General features: G+C 43.1%; 13 protein-coding genes. 9 read left to right on the forward strand and 4 right to left on the reverse strand.

Annotation, left to right across the window (positions count from 1 at the left end; translation table 11 throughout):
• Positions 1–14: 14 nt before the first annotated feature.
• Together FMM05_RS03420 and FMM05_RS03425 are read left to right on the forward strand one after the other, a co-directional pair.
• Positions 15–3,281, forward strand: a complete 3,267-nt coding sequence (locus FMM05_RS03420; protein ID WP_143371945.1) for a carbohydrate-binding protein — start codon at positions 15–17, stop codon at positions 3,279–3,281.
• Complete coding sequence (locus FMM05_RS03425) at positions 3,278–3,961, forward strand: hypothetical protein (RefSeq protein ID WP_143371946.1); 684 nt, start codon at positions 3,278–3,280, stop codon at positions 3,959–3,961. Before FMM05_RS03420 ends, FMM05_RS03425 begins: the two co-directional genes overlap by 4 nt.
• Before the next feature lie 79 nt (positions 3,962–4,040).
• Here FMM05_RS03425 and guaB read toward each other — a convergent pair whose 3' ends face one another.
• From guaB to FMM05_RS03440, 3 genes are all read right to left on the reverse strand, one after another.
• Positions 4,041–5,513: an IMP dehydrogenase gene (guaB, locus tag FMM05_RS03430; protein ID WP_143371947.1), complete on the reverse strand. Its 1,473-nt coding sequence runs from the start codon at positions 5,511–5,513 to the stop codon at positions 4,041–4,043.
• A 104-nt stretch (positions 5,514–5,617) separates the two neighbouring features.
• Positions 5,618–6,481, reverse strand: coding sequence for a hydroxymethylglutaryl-CoA lyase (locus tag FMM05_RS03435; protein WP_143371948.1), 864 nt, complete (start codon positions 6,479–6,481; stop codon positions 5,618–5,620).
• 69 nt (positions 6,482–6,550) lie between these two features.
• Positions 6,551–7,579 carry a quinone-dependent dihydroorotate dehydrogenase gene (locus tag FMM05_RS03440; protein WP_143371949.1) on the reverse strand — a complete coding sequence of 343 codons (1,029 nt, stop codon included), beginning with the start codon at positions 7,577–7,579 and terminating at the stop codon, positions 6,551–6,553.
• 149 nt (positions 7,580–7,728) lie between these two features.
• On the opposite strand from FMM05_RS03440, the gene FMM05_RS03445 reads away from it, so the two are divergent.
• The 4 genes from FMM05_RS03445 to FMM05_RS03460 all read left to right on the forward strand — a co-directional run bounded on the left by FMM05_RS03445 (position 7,729) and on the right by FMM05_RS03460 (position 11,465).
• On the forward strand, positions 7,729–8,838 hold the full coding sequence (locus tag FMM05_RS03445; protein WP_143371950.1) for a zinc ribbon domain-containing protein: 1,110 nt from the start codon (positions 7,729–7,731) through the stop codon (positions 8,836–8,838).
• Positions 8,839–10,182 carry an SPFH domain-containing protein gene (locus tag FMM05_RS03450; protein ID WP_143371951.1) on the forward strand — a complete coding sequence of 448 codons (1,344 nt, stop codon included), beginning with the start codon at positions 8,839–8,841 and terminating at the stop codon, positions 10,180–10,182.
• A 10-nt stretch (positions 10,183–10,192) separates the two neighbouring features.
• Positions 10,193–10,963, forward strand: a complete 771-nt coding sequence (locus tag FMM05_RS03455; protein ID WP_143371952.1) for a helix-turn-helix domain-containing protein — start codon at positions 10,193–10,195, stop codon at positions 10,961–10,963.
• A 64-nt stretch (positions 10,964–11,027) separates the two neighbouring features.
• Complete coding sequence (locus FMM05_RS03460) at positions 11,028–11,465, forward strand: DUF1801 domain-containing protein (protein WP_143371953.1); 438 nt, start codon at positions 11,028–11,030, stop codon at positions 11,463–11,465.
• Between the two features lie 11 nt (positions 11,466–11,476).
• Here the strand turns inward: FMM05_RS03460 and FMM05_RS03465 are convergent, their stop codons facing one another.
• Positions 11,477–12,442 (reverse strand): helix-turn-helix domain-containing protein, encoded by a 966-nt coding sequence (locus tag FMM05_RS03465; protein WP_143371954.1) that lies wholly within the window; start codon positions 12,440–12,442, stop codon positions 11,477–11,479.
• A 78-nt stretch (positions 12,443–12,520) separates the two neighbouring features.
• Here FMM05_RS03465 and FMM05_RS03470 point away from each other — a divergent pair, with 78 nt between their 5' ends.
• The 3 genes from FMM05_RS03470 to FMM05_RS03480 all read left to right on the forward strand — a co-directional run bounded on the left by FMM05_RS03470 (position 12,521) and on the right by FMM05_RS03480 (position 16,597).
• The gene (locus FMM05_RS03470) at positions 12,521–13,684 is read left to right on the forward strand and encodes an FAD-dependent oxidoreductase (RefSeq protein ID WP_143371955.1); all 1,164 of its coding nucleotides are present in this window, start codon (positions 12,521–12,523) and stop codon (positions 13,682–13,684) included.
• Positions 13,685–13,755: 71 nt separating this feature from the next.
• Positions 13,756–14,877, forward strand: coding sequence for an FAD-dependent oxidoreductase (locus tag FMM05_RS03475; RefSeq protein WP_143371956.1), 1,122 nt, complete (start codon positions 13,756–13,758; stop codon positions 14,875–14,877).
• Between the two features lie 136 nt (positions 14,878–15,013).
• Entirely contained in the window at positions 15,014–16,597 is a 1,584-nt protein-coding gene (locus tag FMM05_RS03480; protein WP_143371957.1) for a sensor histidine kinase, read from the forward strand.
• Positions 16,598–16,622 lie beyond the last annotated feature (25 nt).

Raw genomic sequence — 16,622 nt, forward strand, 5'->3', positions numbered from 1 at the left:
ACAGTAAAATATATATGAAAAAATTACTCAGCATGCTTATGCTGGCGCTTGCACTCCCGGCCTTTAGCCAGGGCTACCTGCACCAAAGCGGCCAGAATATAGTTAATGGCAATGGCGATAATGTACTCCTGCGCGGGCTTGGCCTTGGCGGTTGGATGCTACAGGAGGGCTACATGCTGCAAACCGATGGTTTTGCAGGGCCTCAGCACGAAATTCGCCAAAAGATACAAGACCTTATTGGCCCTTCGGCTACCGAGGCTTTTTACCAGGCGTATCGCGACAACGGTATTACCGAAGCCGACATTGTTATGCTTAAAGAAATGGGCTTTAACTCGGTAAGGCTGCCTATGCATTACAATCTGTACACATTGCCTATTGAGGCCGAACCGGTTGCAGGGCAGAATACATGGCTTACCGAAGGTTTTGAAAGGACCGATGAGTTACTGCAATGGTGTGCCGATAACGAAATGTACCTTATACTGGATATGCACGGCGCGCCGGGCGGCCAGGGTAAGGATGCTAATATTTCTGATTATGATGATACTAAGCCATCACTTTGGGAAAGTGCAGACAACAGGAATAAGATGATCGCACTATGGGTACAACTTGCCGACAGGTACAAAAACAGCCCGTGGATAGGCGCGTATGACCTTATTAACGAGCCTAACTGGAACTTTACAGGTACCAACCAAAACGGCTGCGACGAGGGCTCTAACATTCCGCTGCGCCAGCTTATGGTAGATATTACTGCCGCTATAAGGGCAGTAGATACCAACCACATGATTATTATAGAGGGTAACTGCTGGGGTAACAACTACAATGGTATTTTCCCGTTATGGGATAATAATATGGCAGTTAGCTTTCACAAATACTGGAACAACAACAGCACAGGCTCTATACAGGGAATGCTTAACATCAGGACACAGCAAAATGTGCCAATATGGTTAGGCGAAAGCGGCGAAAACTCTAACGTTTGGTTTAAAGATGCTATCTCTTTGGTAGAATCTAATAACATTGGCTGGGCATTTTGGCCGGTTAAAAAGGTAGAAAGTATTGCTGGCATTACCTATGTAACTAAAAATGCCGGTTACCAGCAATTATTAAATTACTGGAACAATGGTGGCACTGCCCCATCGGCTTCGGTGGCAACGGCTGCCCTTATGGAACTTGCCGAGAACTTTAAAAACGAGAACATTACGATAAGGAGGGATGTTGTAGATGCTATGTTCCGCCAGGTGCAAACTAACGAAACACTTCCGTATGTGGCGCACCCGCTTCCCGGTAAAGTGTATGCTGCCGATTACGACCTTGGTACTAACGGCTATGCCTACAAAGATAATGTTGTTGCCACTTACCATACCGATGGCGGGTCATACACCGCATGGAACAACGGCTGGACAGGCCGTAACGATGGTGTAGACGTTCAGGCATGTACTGATGCTACAACAAACGGCTACCAGGTAGGTTATATAGAAAATAATGAGTGGTTATTGTTTACTATACCAAGTGCCACCGAGATGGCTTATGATATCGACATACGTTATGCTGGTCCAACGGGTAAATTGCACCTTGAGGATGAAAACGGATGGATATCAGAGAGTATCGCACTGCCTTCTACTGGCGGATATGATGTTTATGGTACAGTTACACTTAACGATGTTATATTAAAAGCGGGTACAAATAAGGTTAAGGTGTTTTTTGAGATTGGTAACTTCAACCTCAACTACCTTGATTTTAAAAATCCTGTACCATCTAACCAGGCCGATTTTAAAGTTGTAAACGCTGCTACCAACGTTCTTGGCGACAAGGTGGAGGTATTATTCAACAAAGACCTTGCAAGCGGCATAAACCTTTCTCAAAGCAACCTGAGCTTAAAAGTAAATGGTAATGCTGTTGCTGTTACCAATGCTGATATGGGCACCGCCGAAAGCGGTATTATCCTTACCCCTGCTACCCCTATTAACGCGGGAGATGTTGTTACATTAACTTATGCAGGCACTAACCTTGTTGCTGCCGACGCTACTGTACAGCCTGCCTTTACAGATAAAGCGGTTGTGAATAATGTAGGCAACATCCAGCAGATCTCAGGGCTGATTGAGGCCGAAAGCTTCTATGTAAACAACGGCTTAACTCCTGAAACCACTACCGATGTGGGCGGCGGACAAAATCTTGGTTACACCGATGCCGGCGATTACCTGGATTACCTTGTAAACATTAACGCAGCCGGTAACTATAAAATTGAGTACCGTACAGCAGGCCTTAACGCAACAGGCGGTATTAAACTGCAATTAATAAACGATACAACGCAAGATGTACAAACGGTTACCTTAAGCCCCACAGGCGGATGGCAAACATGGGCAACCACAAACAGCCAGGCAGTATTGCCTGCAGGCAGGTACTACCTTAGGGCTAACGTAACGGCATCAGGGTTTAATATTAACTGGATTAAGTTTACACTAATGGCCCCTGATGATGATAATGATGGTGTTGCAAATTCAAGCGACTTATGTCCGGGTACTCCTGTAGGCGATGTGGTAGACTTTAGTGGTTGTACACTGTTTACACTACCGGGCAGTAACTTTGCAGTTGCTACAGCTTCAGAAACGTGCAGGACAGCAAACAACGGTACTATTAGTGTATCGGCTACAGCCAATCATAACTATGTAGGTACAGTTACAGGAAATGGTGTAAACCAAACTGCAAACTTTACTACTGCAACTACTTTCAGTAATTTATCGGCAGGAACCTACCAGCTTTGCGTTACATTGCCGGAGGCTCCGTCGTACCAACAGTGTTTTGAGCTTACGATAACAGAGCCGGAAGATATTTCTGCTTTGGCAAGGATGATGCCTGAGAAAAACAAAGTAGAATTAGACTTGTTTGGCGATGAAATCTATACCGTAACGCTTAACAAAAACACCTTTACCACTACCCTAAGCACTATTGAGCTGACACTTAAACCGGGTGTAAACAACATTGAGGTTAAAGGGCAGAACGATTGCCAGGGTACATTTAGGCAGAGTATTGTTTTAGATGAAACCATTTCGGTATACCCTAACCCTGTAAATGGAAACACCGTTTATGTGGCTATGGCTGTTGCCGAAAATGAAAAAGTTCATGTAGAGATCTTTAACCTACTGGGTAAACTTGTAGTTACTAAAGATTACAACAATGCTGATGATGTACTTTCGGTAGATGTGGCCCCGCTTGCAGCAGGTGTTTACATTATGAAAGTAGTAAGTGGCTCTACAGCGTTTAACACTAAAATTGTAAAAGAATGAAAAAGATATTATTAGCCTTAACCGTTACGCTTGCCTTTATAGGCTGCGGAAGCGACGACAGTGGCAGTGGCGGTACCGGTGGCAACACCGATGCAGCTGCGCTTTCTTTCCCCGAAAATAATTCGGAGTGTACTACAGGCGTTTCGGCTTCTGCTACACAAAGCAATGTTACTTTTCAGTGGAATGCCGTACCTGGGGCAGAGGGGTATTTTATTTACGTAAAGAACCTTAACACCCAAAGTACATTGCAGTACAATGCTGCCACCAATACATCTATGGCAGTTACGCTAAATAAGGCTACGCCGTATTCATGGTATATAAGCGTTAACAAGAACAATACATCGGTTAACAGCGAAACGTGGAAATTTTACAACGCCGGTGATGCCGTTACACAGCACGCTCCGTTCCCTGCCGACCTTGTATCTCCTGCCATGAGCAGTTCGGTTACAGGGCCTTTGGTAACGCTGGAGTGGGAAACATCGGATGTTGATAACGACATTGTAAACCACAAAGTATACTTTGATACCAACACCAACCCTACTACCCTTGCCGGTACTTTTACAACGCAAACGGCGGCCGTAAATGTAGTAGCCGGAGGTACGTACTACTGGAAGGTTGTAACTACCGATGCGCAGGGCAATACAGCCACATCGCCGGTATACCAGTTTAAAGCATTGTAATACAAGTTGAGTTAGTTTTATAAAGAAAATGCCCCATACAAATTGTATGGGGCATTTTTATTTAGAGCAACTACTAAAATTATCTTGAGTAGTTTGGCGCTTCTTTAGTAATGGTAACATCATGCGGATGGCTTTCTGCAATACCGCTTGATGTAAGGCGGATGAATCGGCTGGTTGCCTGTAGCGTCTCAATATCCTTAGATCCACAGTAGCCCATACCGGCTCTAAGGCCGCCAACAAACTGAAGCATGCTTTCAAAAAGCTCACCTTTGTAAGGCACACGGCCCACAATACCTTCCGGTACCAGTTTTTTAACGTCATCCTCCACATCCTGGAAATAACGGTCTTTAGAGCCTTCTTTCATAGCCTCTACAGATCCCATACCACGGTACGATTTAAATTTCCTGCCTTCAAATATAATGGTCTCACCCGGAGACTCCATAGTACCTGCAAGTAATGAGCCAAGCATTACACTGCCCGCGCCCGCTGCAAGGGCTTTAGGGATATCGCCGGTGTAACGTATACCGCCATCGGCAATAACCGGTATGCCTGTGCCTTTAAGGGCTTCAGCAACCTCTAAAACAGCGCTAAACTGCGGAAAGCCTACACCTGCCACAACACGGGTAGTACAAATAGAACCCGGGCCAATACCTACCTTAACAGCATCGGCGCCATTTTCGGCAAGGTAAAGGGCTGCCTCAGGAGTTGCAATGTTACCCACTACAACATCAAGCCCCGGAAATTTAGCCTTAACCTCTTTTAATACTTTAACCACACCGGCAGTATGCCCGTGGGCCGTATCTATAATAACAGCATCTACACCTGCGTTTACAAGCGCTTCTGCCCTTTCTACCGCATCGGCTGTAACGCCAAGGGCAGCAGCCACGCGTAGGCGGCCAAATTTATCTTTATTGGCAATAGGCTTTTGGTTAACTTTAGTAATATCCCTAAAGGTAATAAGGCCAACCAGTTTATAATCGGCATTAACAACCGGTAATTTTTCAATTTTATTTTTCTGAAGGATCCCTTCTGCCACCTCAAGTGTAGTGCCCTCTCCGGCAGTAACAAGGTTTTCAGTAGTCATCACTTCAAGTATAGAGCGGGTAAAGTTCTTTTCAAAACGAAGGTCGCGGTTGGTAACAATACCTTTTAGCGTGCCATTTTCATCTACAACAGGTATACCGCCTATACCATACTCTTTCATAACGCTTTTAGCATCACCAACGTTAGCAGTAAGTGGCAACGTAACAGGATCAATGATCATTCCGCTCTCTGCCCTTTTTACTTTACGCACTTCGTTAGCCTGCTTTTCAATGCTCATATTTTTGTGCAGAACGCCAATACCACCTTCGCGAGCCATAGCAATTGCCATAGCGCTTTCGGTAACGGTATCCATAGCTGCAGATACAATAGGTACATTAAGGGTAATGTTTCTTGAAAATTTAGACTGTATACTTACGTCGCGGGGTAAAACTTCAGAGTAGTTGGGAACAAGTAGAACATCATCGTAGGTAAGGCCCTCGCCGATGATTTTAGCTTCGTGTGCTTTCATGTTGCAATTTGTAGTTAAATTGCATGCAAATATAGTGCTTTTTAACGCAACATTAAAATGTTATTATATAATTTATTCCTATGGTAATATAGGCTTAATTTATACTAATGAAACTCCCTGAAAACCTTGGTTGCCTCGTTATAAGCACTCTCAAAACTAAGCGAATTTAGTCCGCTATCTGCTTTGGCAGCGGTAAAATACGATAGCATTTTTTCGGTAGGCATGTTGCCGGTAAGTTCATCTGTTGCCATTGGGCAGCCTCCAAATCCCTGTATAGCACCGTCAAAACGTTTGCAGCCTGCTTTGTAGGCAGCATCAATTTTTTCGAACCAACGATCAGGAGTAGTATGCAGGTGTGCGCCAAATTCCACATCGGGAAATTTAGGTATCAGATTAGAAAACAGGTAACTTATCACATCAGGCGTAGATGACCCAACGGTATCGGATAATGACAGTATCTTAACACCCACATCGGCCAGCTTTTGCGTCCACTCCCCCACTATATCCACATTCCACGGGTCGCCATAAGGGTTACCAAACCCCATAGACAGGTAGGCCACCACCTCTTTATCTGCCGACTGTGCAACATCTAAAATTTTCTGTAGGGTAACTAAAGACTGCGCAATGGTTTTGTGGGTATTACGCATCTGGAAATTCTCAGATATTGAGAACGGATATCCCAGGTATTGTATGGCAGGCTGCTTTGCCGCGGCTTCGGCACCCTGCGTGTTGGCAATAATAGCCAGTAGTTTGCTTTTGGTAGTATTCAGGTCTAACCCGGCAAGCACCGCCGCAGAGTCCTGCATTTGCGGTATGGCTTTAGGCGATACAAAACTGCCTACATCTATAGTATCAAAACCCACACGCAGTAACGACTGTATGTAGGCAATTTTACGCTCGGTAGGTATAAAAGCCTTAATGCCTTGCATGGCATCGCGGGGGCATTCTATAATTTTTATCTTTTCCATAACCTGAGGGGCTGAGGGGCTTAGTTTCTTAGAACCTGTTTTATTCTGACAATCCAAAAATCTAAAGATCTAATTTTTTAACAATCTCTTATTGATCGCCTTAATAAGCGCAGGACCTTCATAAATAAAACCGGTGTATAACTGTATTAAGCTTGCGCCGGCCTCCAGCTTTTCAATCGCGTCATCGGCACTATGAATGCCTCCCACCCCAATAATAGGGAAGGCTTTATTACTTTTTTCTGAAAGGAAACGTATAACCTCCGTACTGCGTTTGGCCAATGGCTTGCCGCTAAGGCCGCCCATTTCGGCTTTGTTATCAGACTGTAGTCCGTCTCGGGATATAGTAGTATTGGTGGCAATAACCCCCGCAATACCGGTAGTTTTTACAATATCTATAATATCCAGCAGCTGCTCATCGGTAAGGTCCGGGGCAATTTTAAGGAGTATTGGTTTTTGCTTAGGCTTGGCTGCGTTTTTATCCTGTAGGGTTTGCAATAATTTAGTCAAAGGCTCTTTATCCTGCAATTCGCGCAGGTTAGGCGTATTGGGCGAACTTACATTTACCACAAAGTAATCTACATAGTCGTAAAGCGCATCAAAACAAATTTCGTAATCGCTTACGGCATCTTCGTTGGGTGTAACCTTGTTCTTACCAATGTTACCGCCTATAAGCACATGTCCCTGCCCTTTCGGGTTGGTTTTAAGGCGTTTTACTGCCTCTTGTACCCCACCGTTATTAAAGCCCATACGGTTAATAAGTGCACTATCCTCTCGCAGGCGGAAAAGCCTTTTCTTAGGATTGCCTTCCTGTGGTTTTGGGGTAAGGGTACCAATCTCTATAAAACCAAAGCCTAAGCCCGAAAGCTGCTTGTACAATTTGGCATCTTTATCTAAACCGGCAGCAAGGCCTACAGGGTTTTTAAACTTTAGCCCAAACACCTCGCGCTCAAGCCTTAGGTCGCTTACATTGTAAATACCTTTTAAAACACCCGGCATGCCCGGTATGTTATTTAAAAAACGGATTGACGAAAACGTAAAGTGGTGAATTTTTTCGGGGTCGAATTTAAAAAGTAACGGCCTTATGAGCGATTTGTACATAATTGTGGTGTTGCGTACTGCAAAAATAGAAAAATTAAAATTAATCTGTTTTTTTATCTTTTTATTACATTAACCATGCAAAAACTTGCGTATTTAATAGGGATGTGTAAATTTGAAACACCAATAAAACATAAAACCTAACGCCTTTAATGAACACCGAATTACAAAAATTGGTCGAATATGCGCTTGTAGATGGCTACATAACCGACAAGGAGAGAGAAGTGCTGCGAAAAAAGGCGCAAAATCTGGGTTTTGACCTCGATGAACTGGATATGATCCTGGATGGTAAGCTGTACGAACTCAACAAAAGCAGTAAGCCTAAGGTTAATAAATGCCCCAGTTGCGGTGAAATTTTAAGCGGCCTTAGCCGCGTGTGCCCGTCATGCGATTATGTTTTATATGCCGAATCGACAGAGAACATACAAACGCTCGACGAAATGATGCGTAGTCTTGACGGCAGCGTTAGTGCTTTACAGGCGGTCCCAAAAACAGGTAATTCTAAAATATTTAATTCGGCCATATTAATAGTTGTAACTGCCGGATTGTATATTATATATAAAAAAGTAATTAAAAAAGAGGCCTTGTTTGACAGGTATGCCTATATAAATGAGAAGATTATTGCCAGTACCGATAGCCAGGTGCGTAACCTTAGAACAAAATATGGCGACGACCAAAATGTTAACCAGTACATTAATGAGCGCATAGCCGAAAGGGATGCCGTTATAGCAAAAAGGCAAAAGGGCGATACGGTTTCGGGCATAATTACAGTGGTAGCGATTGTCGGGATCTTGTTTGCATTCTCTAAAATGGAAATGCCAAAACCATCTAAACCGGTAGAATCGGCAGAAGATAAAACGGAGAGGTACATCAAAGCCGGACGTATAGGACAAGCAAAAATAGCTTTAGCAGAAATGGAAGAAGGATATCAAAAAGATGAACTTGATAATTTATTGCGTGACCTTGAAATTGACAGCCTTACAAATGCAGAAGACTATGATGGTGCCCTTAACGTAATTCGAGCTGGACATATCGGTGCTTATATCCCATACGAAATTCAGGATAAAAGTGATATTGTTATAGAACAACAAATCAATTCTCTCCTTCTAAAGGCTGAATTTGATAAAGCAAGGGAGAGAGTTGTTTTAGCAAGCTATGTTAAGCAGGGAGAACTGAATTTGTTGATTGATAAACGTGAATCAGCTTACAAAAATCTACAGGAACAAAACAAACCTACCAAACGCAAAAAATCAAGAAGATAAATGAGCATATTAAACTTTTTTGGCGGTAATGAAGGTGGCTTTATGGATGTTATAAGCTGCGATAAAAAAGATTACCTTGTACACAAATGGTCGCCTAATGGCGAGCCTAATACATCACACAAAGAAAACGCCATTCGTTACGGCAGTACCCTGCGTGTAAACGCCGGCGAGGCAGCCATACTGTTTTACAATCAGCAAAATGGCGATTTGTTTGATGTTATTACCGGCCCTGCCGATAAAACCATTAAAACAGCTAACCTGCCCATACTTACAAGCATAGTGGGTGCAGCCTACGGCGGCGATTCGCCATTTATGGCACAGGTGTATTTCTTTAACCTCCAGCAAAACAACCGTATAAAATTCGGCATTCCCTATTTTGATGTTTTTGATAACCGTTTCCCTGATCTGGGCGTGCCGTGTGCCGTTCGCGGTTCGCTTACCTTTACCATTATAGATATTGGCAACTTTATAAAACTATACCGCCTTGTAAATTTTGAATTGTCTGATTTTGAAGAACAGATAAAAGATTTTTTTACACGCAAAATAAAATCGGTTATACTTAACCTCCCTGCCGAGACCGGCCTGCCGGTAATGCAATTGGAACGCAGGCTTGATGATATTAATACTTACGTAAAATCTAAACTTACAGAGGAGCTGGAGCAGGATTATGGCATCAGCCTAAAGCGTGTTGATATTGCTACTATAGAGCTAAACGATACTGACCCAAACTACCAGCAGCTAAAACGCGCTACGGCCGACCAGCAATTGCGCTATATTAATGCAAAAACGGGTGTGGAAGTTACCAACCTTGAAGAACTGGCCCGCATACAGCGCAAAGACCTTGAAATGGGTGTTGAAGCTAAAAACTTTACAGTACACCAGGTAGACCTGCAAGCTGATATTTTAAAAACCGCATCAGAAAACCTGGGGGCCATGGGTAATATAAACCTGGGCGGTGGGGGCTTAAACCCGTTAGGCATCATGACGGGTATGCAGGTGGGCAGCGTTATGGGTAACCAAATTGGCGGCATGATGGGTAGTATAACCAACTCCCCGCCACCGCCACCATCGGTAAGCTGGCATATTGCCTTAAACGGGCAGCAATCGGGTCCGTATACCTTAGCACAATTACAGGATTTTGCCGAGTCAGGGCAGTTTACACAGCAACATTTTGTTTGGAAACAGGGCATGGTACAATGGGAGCCTGCAAGTACTGCTATAGATGTAAAAGATGTATTTGCTGCAGTGCCGCCTCCCCCACCACCGCCATCGGCACAGATAAATAATGCATCTGCCGATTCGGCTACAGCCAAAACCTACAAAATAAACCTGAACAAAAAATAACAGCATTAAAATGCATCGGGAATTTGAACCGCCAATAGTTTTAAAGGATGCCATAAAATGCTTTTGGTATGAAAAGAGAAACTTTGGCAAACAGGGTTTTGAAGTAGTTCCCGATGGCTATACCGAGATCATTTTTTATTTTGGTGACAGACTTAGTATCTCCGACAAGGATGGCTTAAAGCCGCTGCCATCACCGTTTATGATTGGACTGCTCAATAATCCGGTTGCATTTTATTCTGAAAACACGGTAGAGATCATTGCCATAAGATGCTATCCGTGGGCAGTGTTCAATTTGCTTGGGCTGCCATCAAACAAAAGCGGGGTAAGTGTATTTGAGCATCCTGTTGCGAGCCTTCAACCGGATTTACAGGAGTGCATAAATTCCGAAAAAATAGATGAAGCGGTCAATCTGTTGCAACACTATTTAGGCATTATGCCGCCGCACAGTGTGCCCAACGGTATGCTAAATAAAGCAGGAGCTGCAATGAGAAAGGCAAACGGTACGCTGCCTGTAAATGAGGTTGCGGGCGCTGCCCATGCAACCATTCGCACGCTGGAACGAAAATTTAAAGAATCTTCCGGCCATACGGTTAAAGATATATCCGGCCTTATACGCTTTGAGCAGGTACGCAATCAGTTGTTGCTATATCCTGATGCTAACCTTGCAGGCTTAGCTGAAGAATTGGGTTACGCCGACCAATCGCACCTAAGCAGGGAGTTTAAGCGTTACTGCGGCACTACACCGGCAGCCTTTGCGCGAAAAGCAAAGAAAGGAGAGTAGTTTATAAGCAATGTTTTAACTTTGTATGGTAAACCAAATAGCTAATGCATAAAAACAATTATATATGGCTACAAATAAAACAACCGAAACACAAGTTAGTGTAACCGATTTTATCAACGCATATGTAGAGAATGACCAAAAGAAACAGGATAGTTTTCAATTGATCGAACTTATGCGGGAGTGGTCGGGCTTTGAGCCTAAAATGTGGGGCCCAACCATTATTGGCTTTGGCAGTTACAATTATAAATATGCCAGTGGCCACCAAGGTACCGCACCGCTTATTGGGTTTTCGCCCCGTAAAGCTGAATTTTCTTTGTACGTATACTCTCCTACCGAGGATAACAAACATTTGCTGGACAACTTTGGTAAGTATAAAATAGGTAAAGCCTGCATTTACATCAAAAAATTATCGGACATTGATATCCCTATCCTTCAAAAAATGTGCGAAGCAACAATTGCATACCTTAACGAGCATCATGAATGTGCGAGCCGGGAACTATAATGGCGCAGTATCTATAATCCTGAATATTTTTTCGGTTTCATGCCAATATGCTGCTCAAAAACCCTCGAAAAATGGCTCAGGTTGGTAAATCCCATTTGATATCCAACTTCAGATACCGTAAGCCGCTTATCCTTTAACAGCTGTGCTGCCTCCTGCATCCGCATTCCCTGATAATATTCAAAAACACCTTTACCAAAAGTTTGCTTAAACAGTTTGCGCAGTTTGGGTTCACTCATTCCCGCATCGGCGGCAAGTCCGGCTATATTAGATGGTGTATCAAGGTGCGATTGCAAATGCAGTTTTATGGCGTAAATGGCTTTAATATCGTTAATATGCATACCACCGGCGGGCATGGCTTCGCGTTGTGTAAGCAGCGCAACTATATGGCACAGTAATTCTTCGCATTTTAGCTTACAGTAGTGGCTCTCTAAACTCTCAGGGACTTTGAGATGTTCAATTTCGCTGGCAACGCTAATCATTTCGGGAGATATGGCGGTTTCAAAGGCAAAGTTCTCCTTACCCTCTAAAATGGTTAAAACTACCGGATGAGGTATATTCCCAAAGAGCTTGCGCAGGTGCTGCCGGGAAACCGCAATACCTATACTCCTGAAAAATGTATTAGATGGCATAGTAAGCACCGATGAAACCGCCTGCATACAAATAAATACACTTGGCTGTTCTGATGAAGGCTGTTTTTCGCTCGTTACCGGAGACGGAAAAATACCGCTCATCATAAAAATAATGTCGTCCTGCCCCGCCGCCGGTTCATTGGTACGCTCTATCAAAAGTTCTTCGTTAAGGTAATAGTTGCGCACCATCATTCGCAGTTCGTTATCTTCCCAGGAAAAACCGGTAATATATCCTTCGCCCTTATCTTCAGGGATGCGAAAAAACCGTCCTTCTGTGGTAGCGCCTATAGCCCGGGCAAATTCTGACATAATGCCCGATCTATGTTTATCTGTTACTGATATTTTCATTTTCGACTATTTTGTAATCAAAATCAGTTATTTTACCCTCAAAAGTAACCATAATTTTGTGGTATTAAAATTATAAGTATGTTATTAAAAGATAAAAAGGTGGCCATTGTAGGTGGTGGCCCCGGCGGGTTAACATTAGCAAGGCTGCTTCAGCTACAGGGAGTTGATGTAAAAGTATACGAACGTGATGCCGACCGTTATGTTAGACAGCAGGGTGCAACGCTCGACCTGCATTATGATTCAGGTTTAAAAGCATTAAGGGAAAGTGGACTCATTGAAGAATTTAAAAAGAATTATAGGCCCGGAGCAGAAAGGGTAACCATTACAGATAATAATGCCGTGGTGCATTATACGGAGCGCGATAACGAACCCGTTAAAGATTTAGATAATGAGCACGTACGGCCGGAAATTGACCGTGGCCCGCTCCGCGACCTGCTTATTGCATCGCTTCAGGAAGGCACTATAGTGTGGAATTCGAAATTTACAGGGTTAAAAGAAGAAGGCACCGGCTGGAACCTGCTCTTTGAGGATGGCACTGCTGCCTATGCCGACCTGGTAATTGCAGCAGACGGGGCAAACTCTAAAGTAAGGAAATATGTTATTAATATAGAGCGCATCTATTCCGGCATTACCATTGTTGAGGGCAACATATATAATGCCGCTGTTAACGCACCGCATTTGTGGGAACTAACCAATGGCGGAAAGATCTTTGCGCACTGGAAAGGTAAAGCAATTGTGTTAAGCGCAAAAGGCGAAGGCTCGCTTTCATTTTATACACTTACCAAAGAAACAGACGATAGATTGATAACACAGCGCGTTGACGCTACTAATAAAGAACAGGTTTTTGCATGGTTTAAACAACGATTCTCTGACTGGAGCGACAACTGGCACGAAATATTTTTAACCGATGATTCCTATTTTGTTATCCGCCCGCAGTATTATTTTCCAACAAGCCAATCCTGGGAAACCCTGCCTAATATAACAATGCTGGGTGATGCGGCACATCAAACACCGCCTTCCGGCGACGGCGTAAACCTGGCAATGCAGGATGCACTAAAATTATATGAAGCCCTTTGCGTAGAAAATTTCAGTACTATTCAGGAAGCCCTTGTATCGTTTGAAAAAGAAATGCTGAGCCGTACTGCCATAGCTACTGAGGAAGCTTTAGAACTGGTAGATGGCATGCTCTCTAAAAACAACCTTAAGTTTATGCTTAACTTTTTTAAGCAGCTTAATGAGTAGCATTTTGTCGTGTTTGTACAATCCTAACACATTAATATCGCTCAATTTTGTAGTGTAAATTAACATTGCAAATGATGCTTAAAGATAAAAAAGTAGCCATTATAGGTGCAGGGCCGGTTGGCATTACCATGGCGCGATTGCTACAGCAAAAAGGAATAGATGTAACCGTTTGCGAAAGGGATAAAACCCCGCACGCAAGGATTTGGGGTGGTACGCTCGACCTGCATAAAGAGTCGGGACAAAAAGCCATGAAACATGCAGGTTTGCTTGAAAGCTATTTTAAAATAGCAAAACCTATGGGGAGGACAATAGCCAACGAGCAGGGCAAAGTGCTATTCTTTGTAGCGCCTCAACGCGAGGCACCAGAAATAAACAGAAACCATTTAAGGCAGCTATTGCTTAATAGTTTAGCAAGCGATACTGTGGTTTGGGACAGAAAATGTACAGGGCTTAAACCGCGTAATGGCAAATGGCTTTTGCAATTTGAAGATAAACAGGATGCATCTGCCGATGTAGTTATTGTGGCTAATGGTGGTATGTCTGCCATAAGAAAGTATATTACGGATGCAGAGGCCATATATACCGGAACTTATATTATACAGGGCGAAGTACCTGAACCGGAAATAAACTGCCCCGAATTTCACAAACTTTGCAACGGCACTATCCTTATGGCTGCCCACGACGGCATCAACCTGATTGCAAACCCCGATAACAATGGTACCTTAACGTATAACGTAACGTTTAGAAAGCCCGAATCATGGGTTCGTGAAACTGAATTAGACTTTAAGGATAACAACAGTATTGCCACGTTCCTGTCAGGCATATTTGCGCAATGGGATAATCTTTACCGGGAATTATTCAGGGCTACATGTTTTTTTACTGGGTTGCCCACGAGAAAATTACCGTTAGGGAACCCTTGGAAAAGCAACCGACCATTGCCGATAACGCTTATTGGCGATGCTGCACATTTAATGCCACCCTTTGCAGGCCAGGGTGTAAATACCGGGCTTGTGGATGCACTAATTTTATCTGAAAACTTAACGAACGGAAAGTTTAAAACCATTGAGGCTGCCATCAACAATTATGAACAAAAGATGATTGCCTATGCTGCCCAAGCGCAGGCAGAAACAAGCATTAACGAAATAGCAATGCACCAACCCGGCTTTTCCTTTCAAAAAAGATTTAGCAAATAAATACTTAGTGTTACCCACTCTACACACAAATAGTAGATAAAATGGTTACACAAATCTTAAAAAAAGACTAAGTCTGCCTATATCCTTTCGTTTATTATTATATTTGGAGGACATCATCCTACTATTGCTATAAAAAATGAATACCTCCGCAGGACATACTACTATTCCTGAAGATTATCAAACCTTACAGATAATGAAGGCGGCTTTTAATGCCCCTAATAACCGCGTGATTGTTTTTAATGCAGTTAGAGATGAAAATAACAAAATTGTAGATTTTGAATTTAGCCTTATTAGTAAAGCCAGCTTTGATTTTTTTAATGGTATAGATTATACCGGCATGCGCTTTACCGATGTAAGGGCAGACCAAAACGACCAACTGCAAAGCATGATAGAGGTTATAGAAACCGGACTGAACCAAAAATGGGAGCGATATACTAAAGATGTTAATGGCAATGCACGTTGGTACAGTGTATCGGACGCTAAAGTTGGAGAATTTCTTGTTAGGGTTTGGGAAGATATTACAGATAAGCGCCTCGCCGAAGAAGAGATAAACGCTGCCATTACTAAAAAAGCAGAGGAAAAATACCTTTCATTGTTTAACTCTATAGATCAGGGCTTTTGCATTATAGAGATGCTTTTTGACGAGAATGACCATCCGCACGACTATATATTTTTAGAATATAACCCTGCTTTTGAAAAACAGACAGGCCTTAAAGATGCGCGTGGCAAGCGTATTAAAGACATGAACCCCCACCACGAGCAGCACTGGTTTGACCTTTATGGAGGTATTGCAAAAAACATGGAGCCTTTGTATTTTGAGCAGGAAGCAGTACTGATAAACGGTTGGTATGAGGTATCGGCATTTCCGCTCTCCAAACAACGCGACAACAAAATAGCGGTTATTTTTAATGATATTACAGCAAGGAAAAAAGCCGAGCGCGAACGCGAAGCTTTCAGCCACATGCTTGAAGAGCAGGTTTACAAGCGTACTGCGGAGCTTAATTCGCTAAATGCCCTGCTTGAAGAAAAAAACCTGGAACTGGAAAAATCCAATAAAGAACTGGAATCGTTTAACTACGTGGCCAGCCACGATTTACAGGAGCCATTGCGCAAAATACAAACCTTTCTTAGCATTATTACAAACCGGGATATGGATTCGGCTACGGCTAAAAACTATATGTCTAAAATTAGTAACTCGGCCGCAAGGATGTCTAACCTTATACAGGATGTACTTACCTACAGCCGCCTTAATGCTGAAAGCAAACTTACTGAAGTTGACTTAAATACTATCATTACCAATGTTAAGACTGATTACGAACTTACCATTGCTGAAAAAAATGCAGTGATTAACAGCAGCTATTTGCCTGTAATAAACGCAAACGCGCTGCAAATGCACCAGCTGTTCTCTAACCTTATAAGCAACTCGCTTAAATACAACACAGGCCAGCCTGTTATTACTATTACAGCAACTACCTTTAAAGATAACGAAGGCGTACCAATAGTAGAGATAGTATTAAGCGATAATGGCATTGGCTTTGATGAGCAGTATAAAGAACAAATGTTTAAACTCTTCCATAGACTGCACGGCAAATCAGAGTTTAGCGGTACGGGTATAGGGCTTAGCATCTGTAAAAAAATAGTAGAGCAGCACCATGGTACCATAACAGCGCAGTCGGTTCCGGGTAAGGGCGCTACCTTTACCATACACCTTCCGTTGTAATACATTACATCATATTCACTACCTC

Source organism: Flavobacterium zepuense, from assembly GCF_007097145.1.
GTDB classification, from domain to species: domain Bacteria; phylum Bacteroidota; class Bacteroidia; order Flavobacteriales; family Flavobacteriaceae; genus Flavobacterium; species Flavobacterium zepuense.

Excerpts from the sequence above, each read along its gene's own strand:
- FMM05_RS03420 (WP_143371945.1), top strand. The coding sequence starts at position 15 with ATGAAAAAATTACTCAGCATGCTTATGCTGGCGCTTGCACTCCCGGCC.
- FMM05_RS03425 (WP_143371946.1), top strand. The coding sequence starts at position 3,278 with ATGAAAAAGATATTATTAGCCTTAACCGTTACGCTTGCCTTTATAGGC.
- guaB (WP_143371947.1), bottom strand. The coding sequence starts at position 5,513 with ATGAAAGCACACGAAGCTAAAATCATCGGCGAGGGCCTTACCTACGAT.
- FMM05_RS03435 (WP_143371948.1), bottom strand. The coding sequence starts at position 6,481 with ATGGAAAAGATAAAAATTATAGAATGCCCCCGCGATGCCATGCAAGGC.
- FMM05_RS03440 (WP_143371949.1), bottom strand. The coding sequence starts at position 7,579 with ATGTACAAATCGCTCATAAGGCCGTTACTTTTTAAATTCGACCCCGAA.
- FMM05_RS03445 (WP_143371950.1), top strand. The coding sequence starts at position 7,729 with ATGAACACCGAATTACAAAAATTGGTCGAATATGCGCTTGTAGATGGC.
- FMM05_RS03450 (WP_143371951.1), top strand. The coding sequence starts at position 8,839 with ATGAGCATATTAAACTTTTTTGGCGGTAATGAAGGTGGCTTTATGGAT.
- FMM05_RS03455 (WP_143371952.1), top strand. The coding sequence starts at position 10,193 with ATGCATCGGGAATTTGAACCGCCAATAGTTTTAAAGGATGCCATAAAA.
- FMM05_RS03460 (WP_143371953.1), top strand. The coding sequence starts at position 11,028 with ATGGCTACAAATAAAACAACCGAAACACAAGTTAGTGTAACCGATTTT.
- FMM05_RS03465 (WP_143371954.1), bottom strand. The coding sequence starts at position 12,442 with ATGAAAATATCAGTAACAGATAAACATAGATCGGGCATTATGTCAGAA.
- FMM05_RS03470 (WP_143371955.1), top strand. The coding sequence starts at position 12,521 with ATGTTATTAAAAGATAAAAAGGTGGCCATTGTAGGTGGTGGCCCCGGC.
- FMM05_RS03475 (WP_143371956.1), top strand. The coding sequence starts at position 13,756 with ATGATGCTTAAAGATAAAAAAGTAGCCATTATAGGTGCAGGGCCGGTT.
- FMM05_RS03480 (WP_143371957.1), top strand. The coding sequence starts at position 15,014 with ATGAATACCTCCGCAGGACATACTACTATTCCTGAAGATTATCAAACC.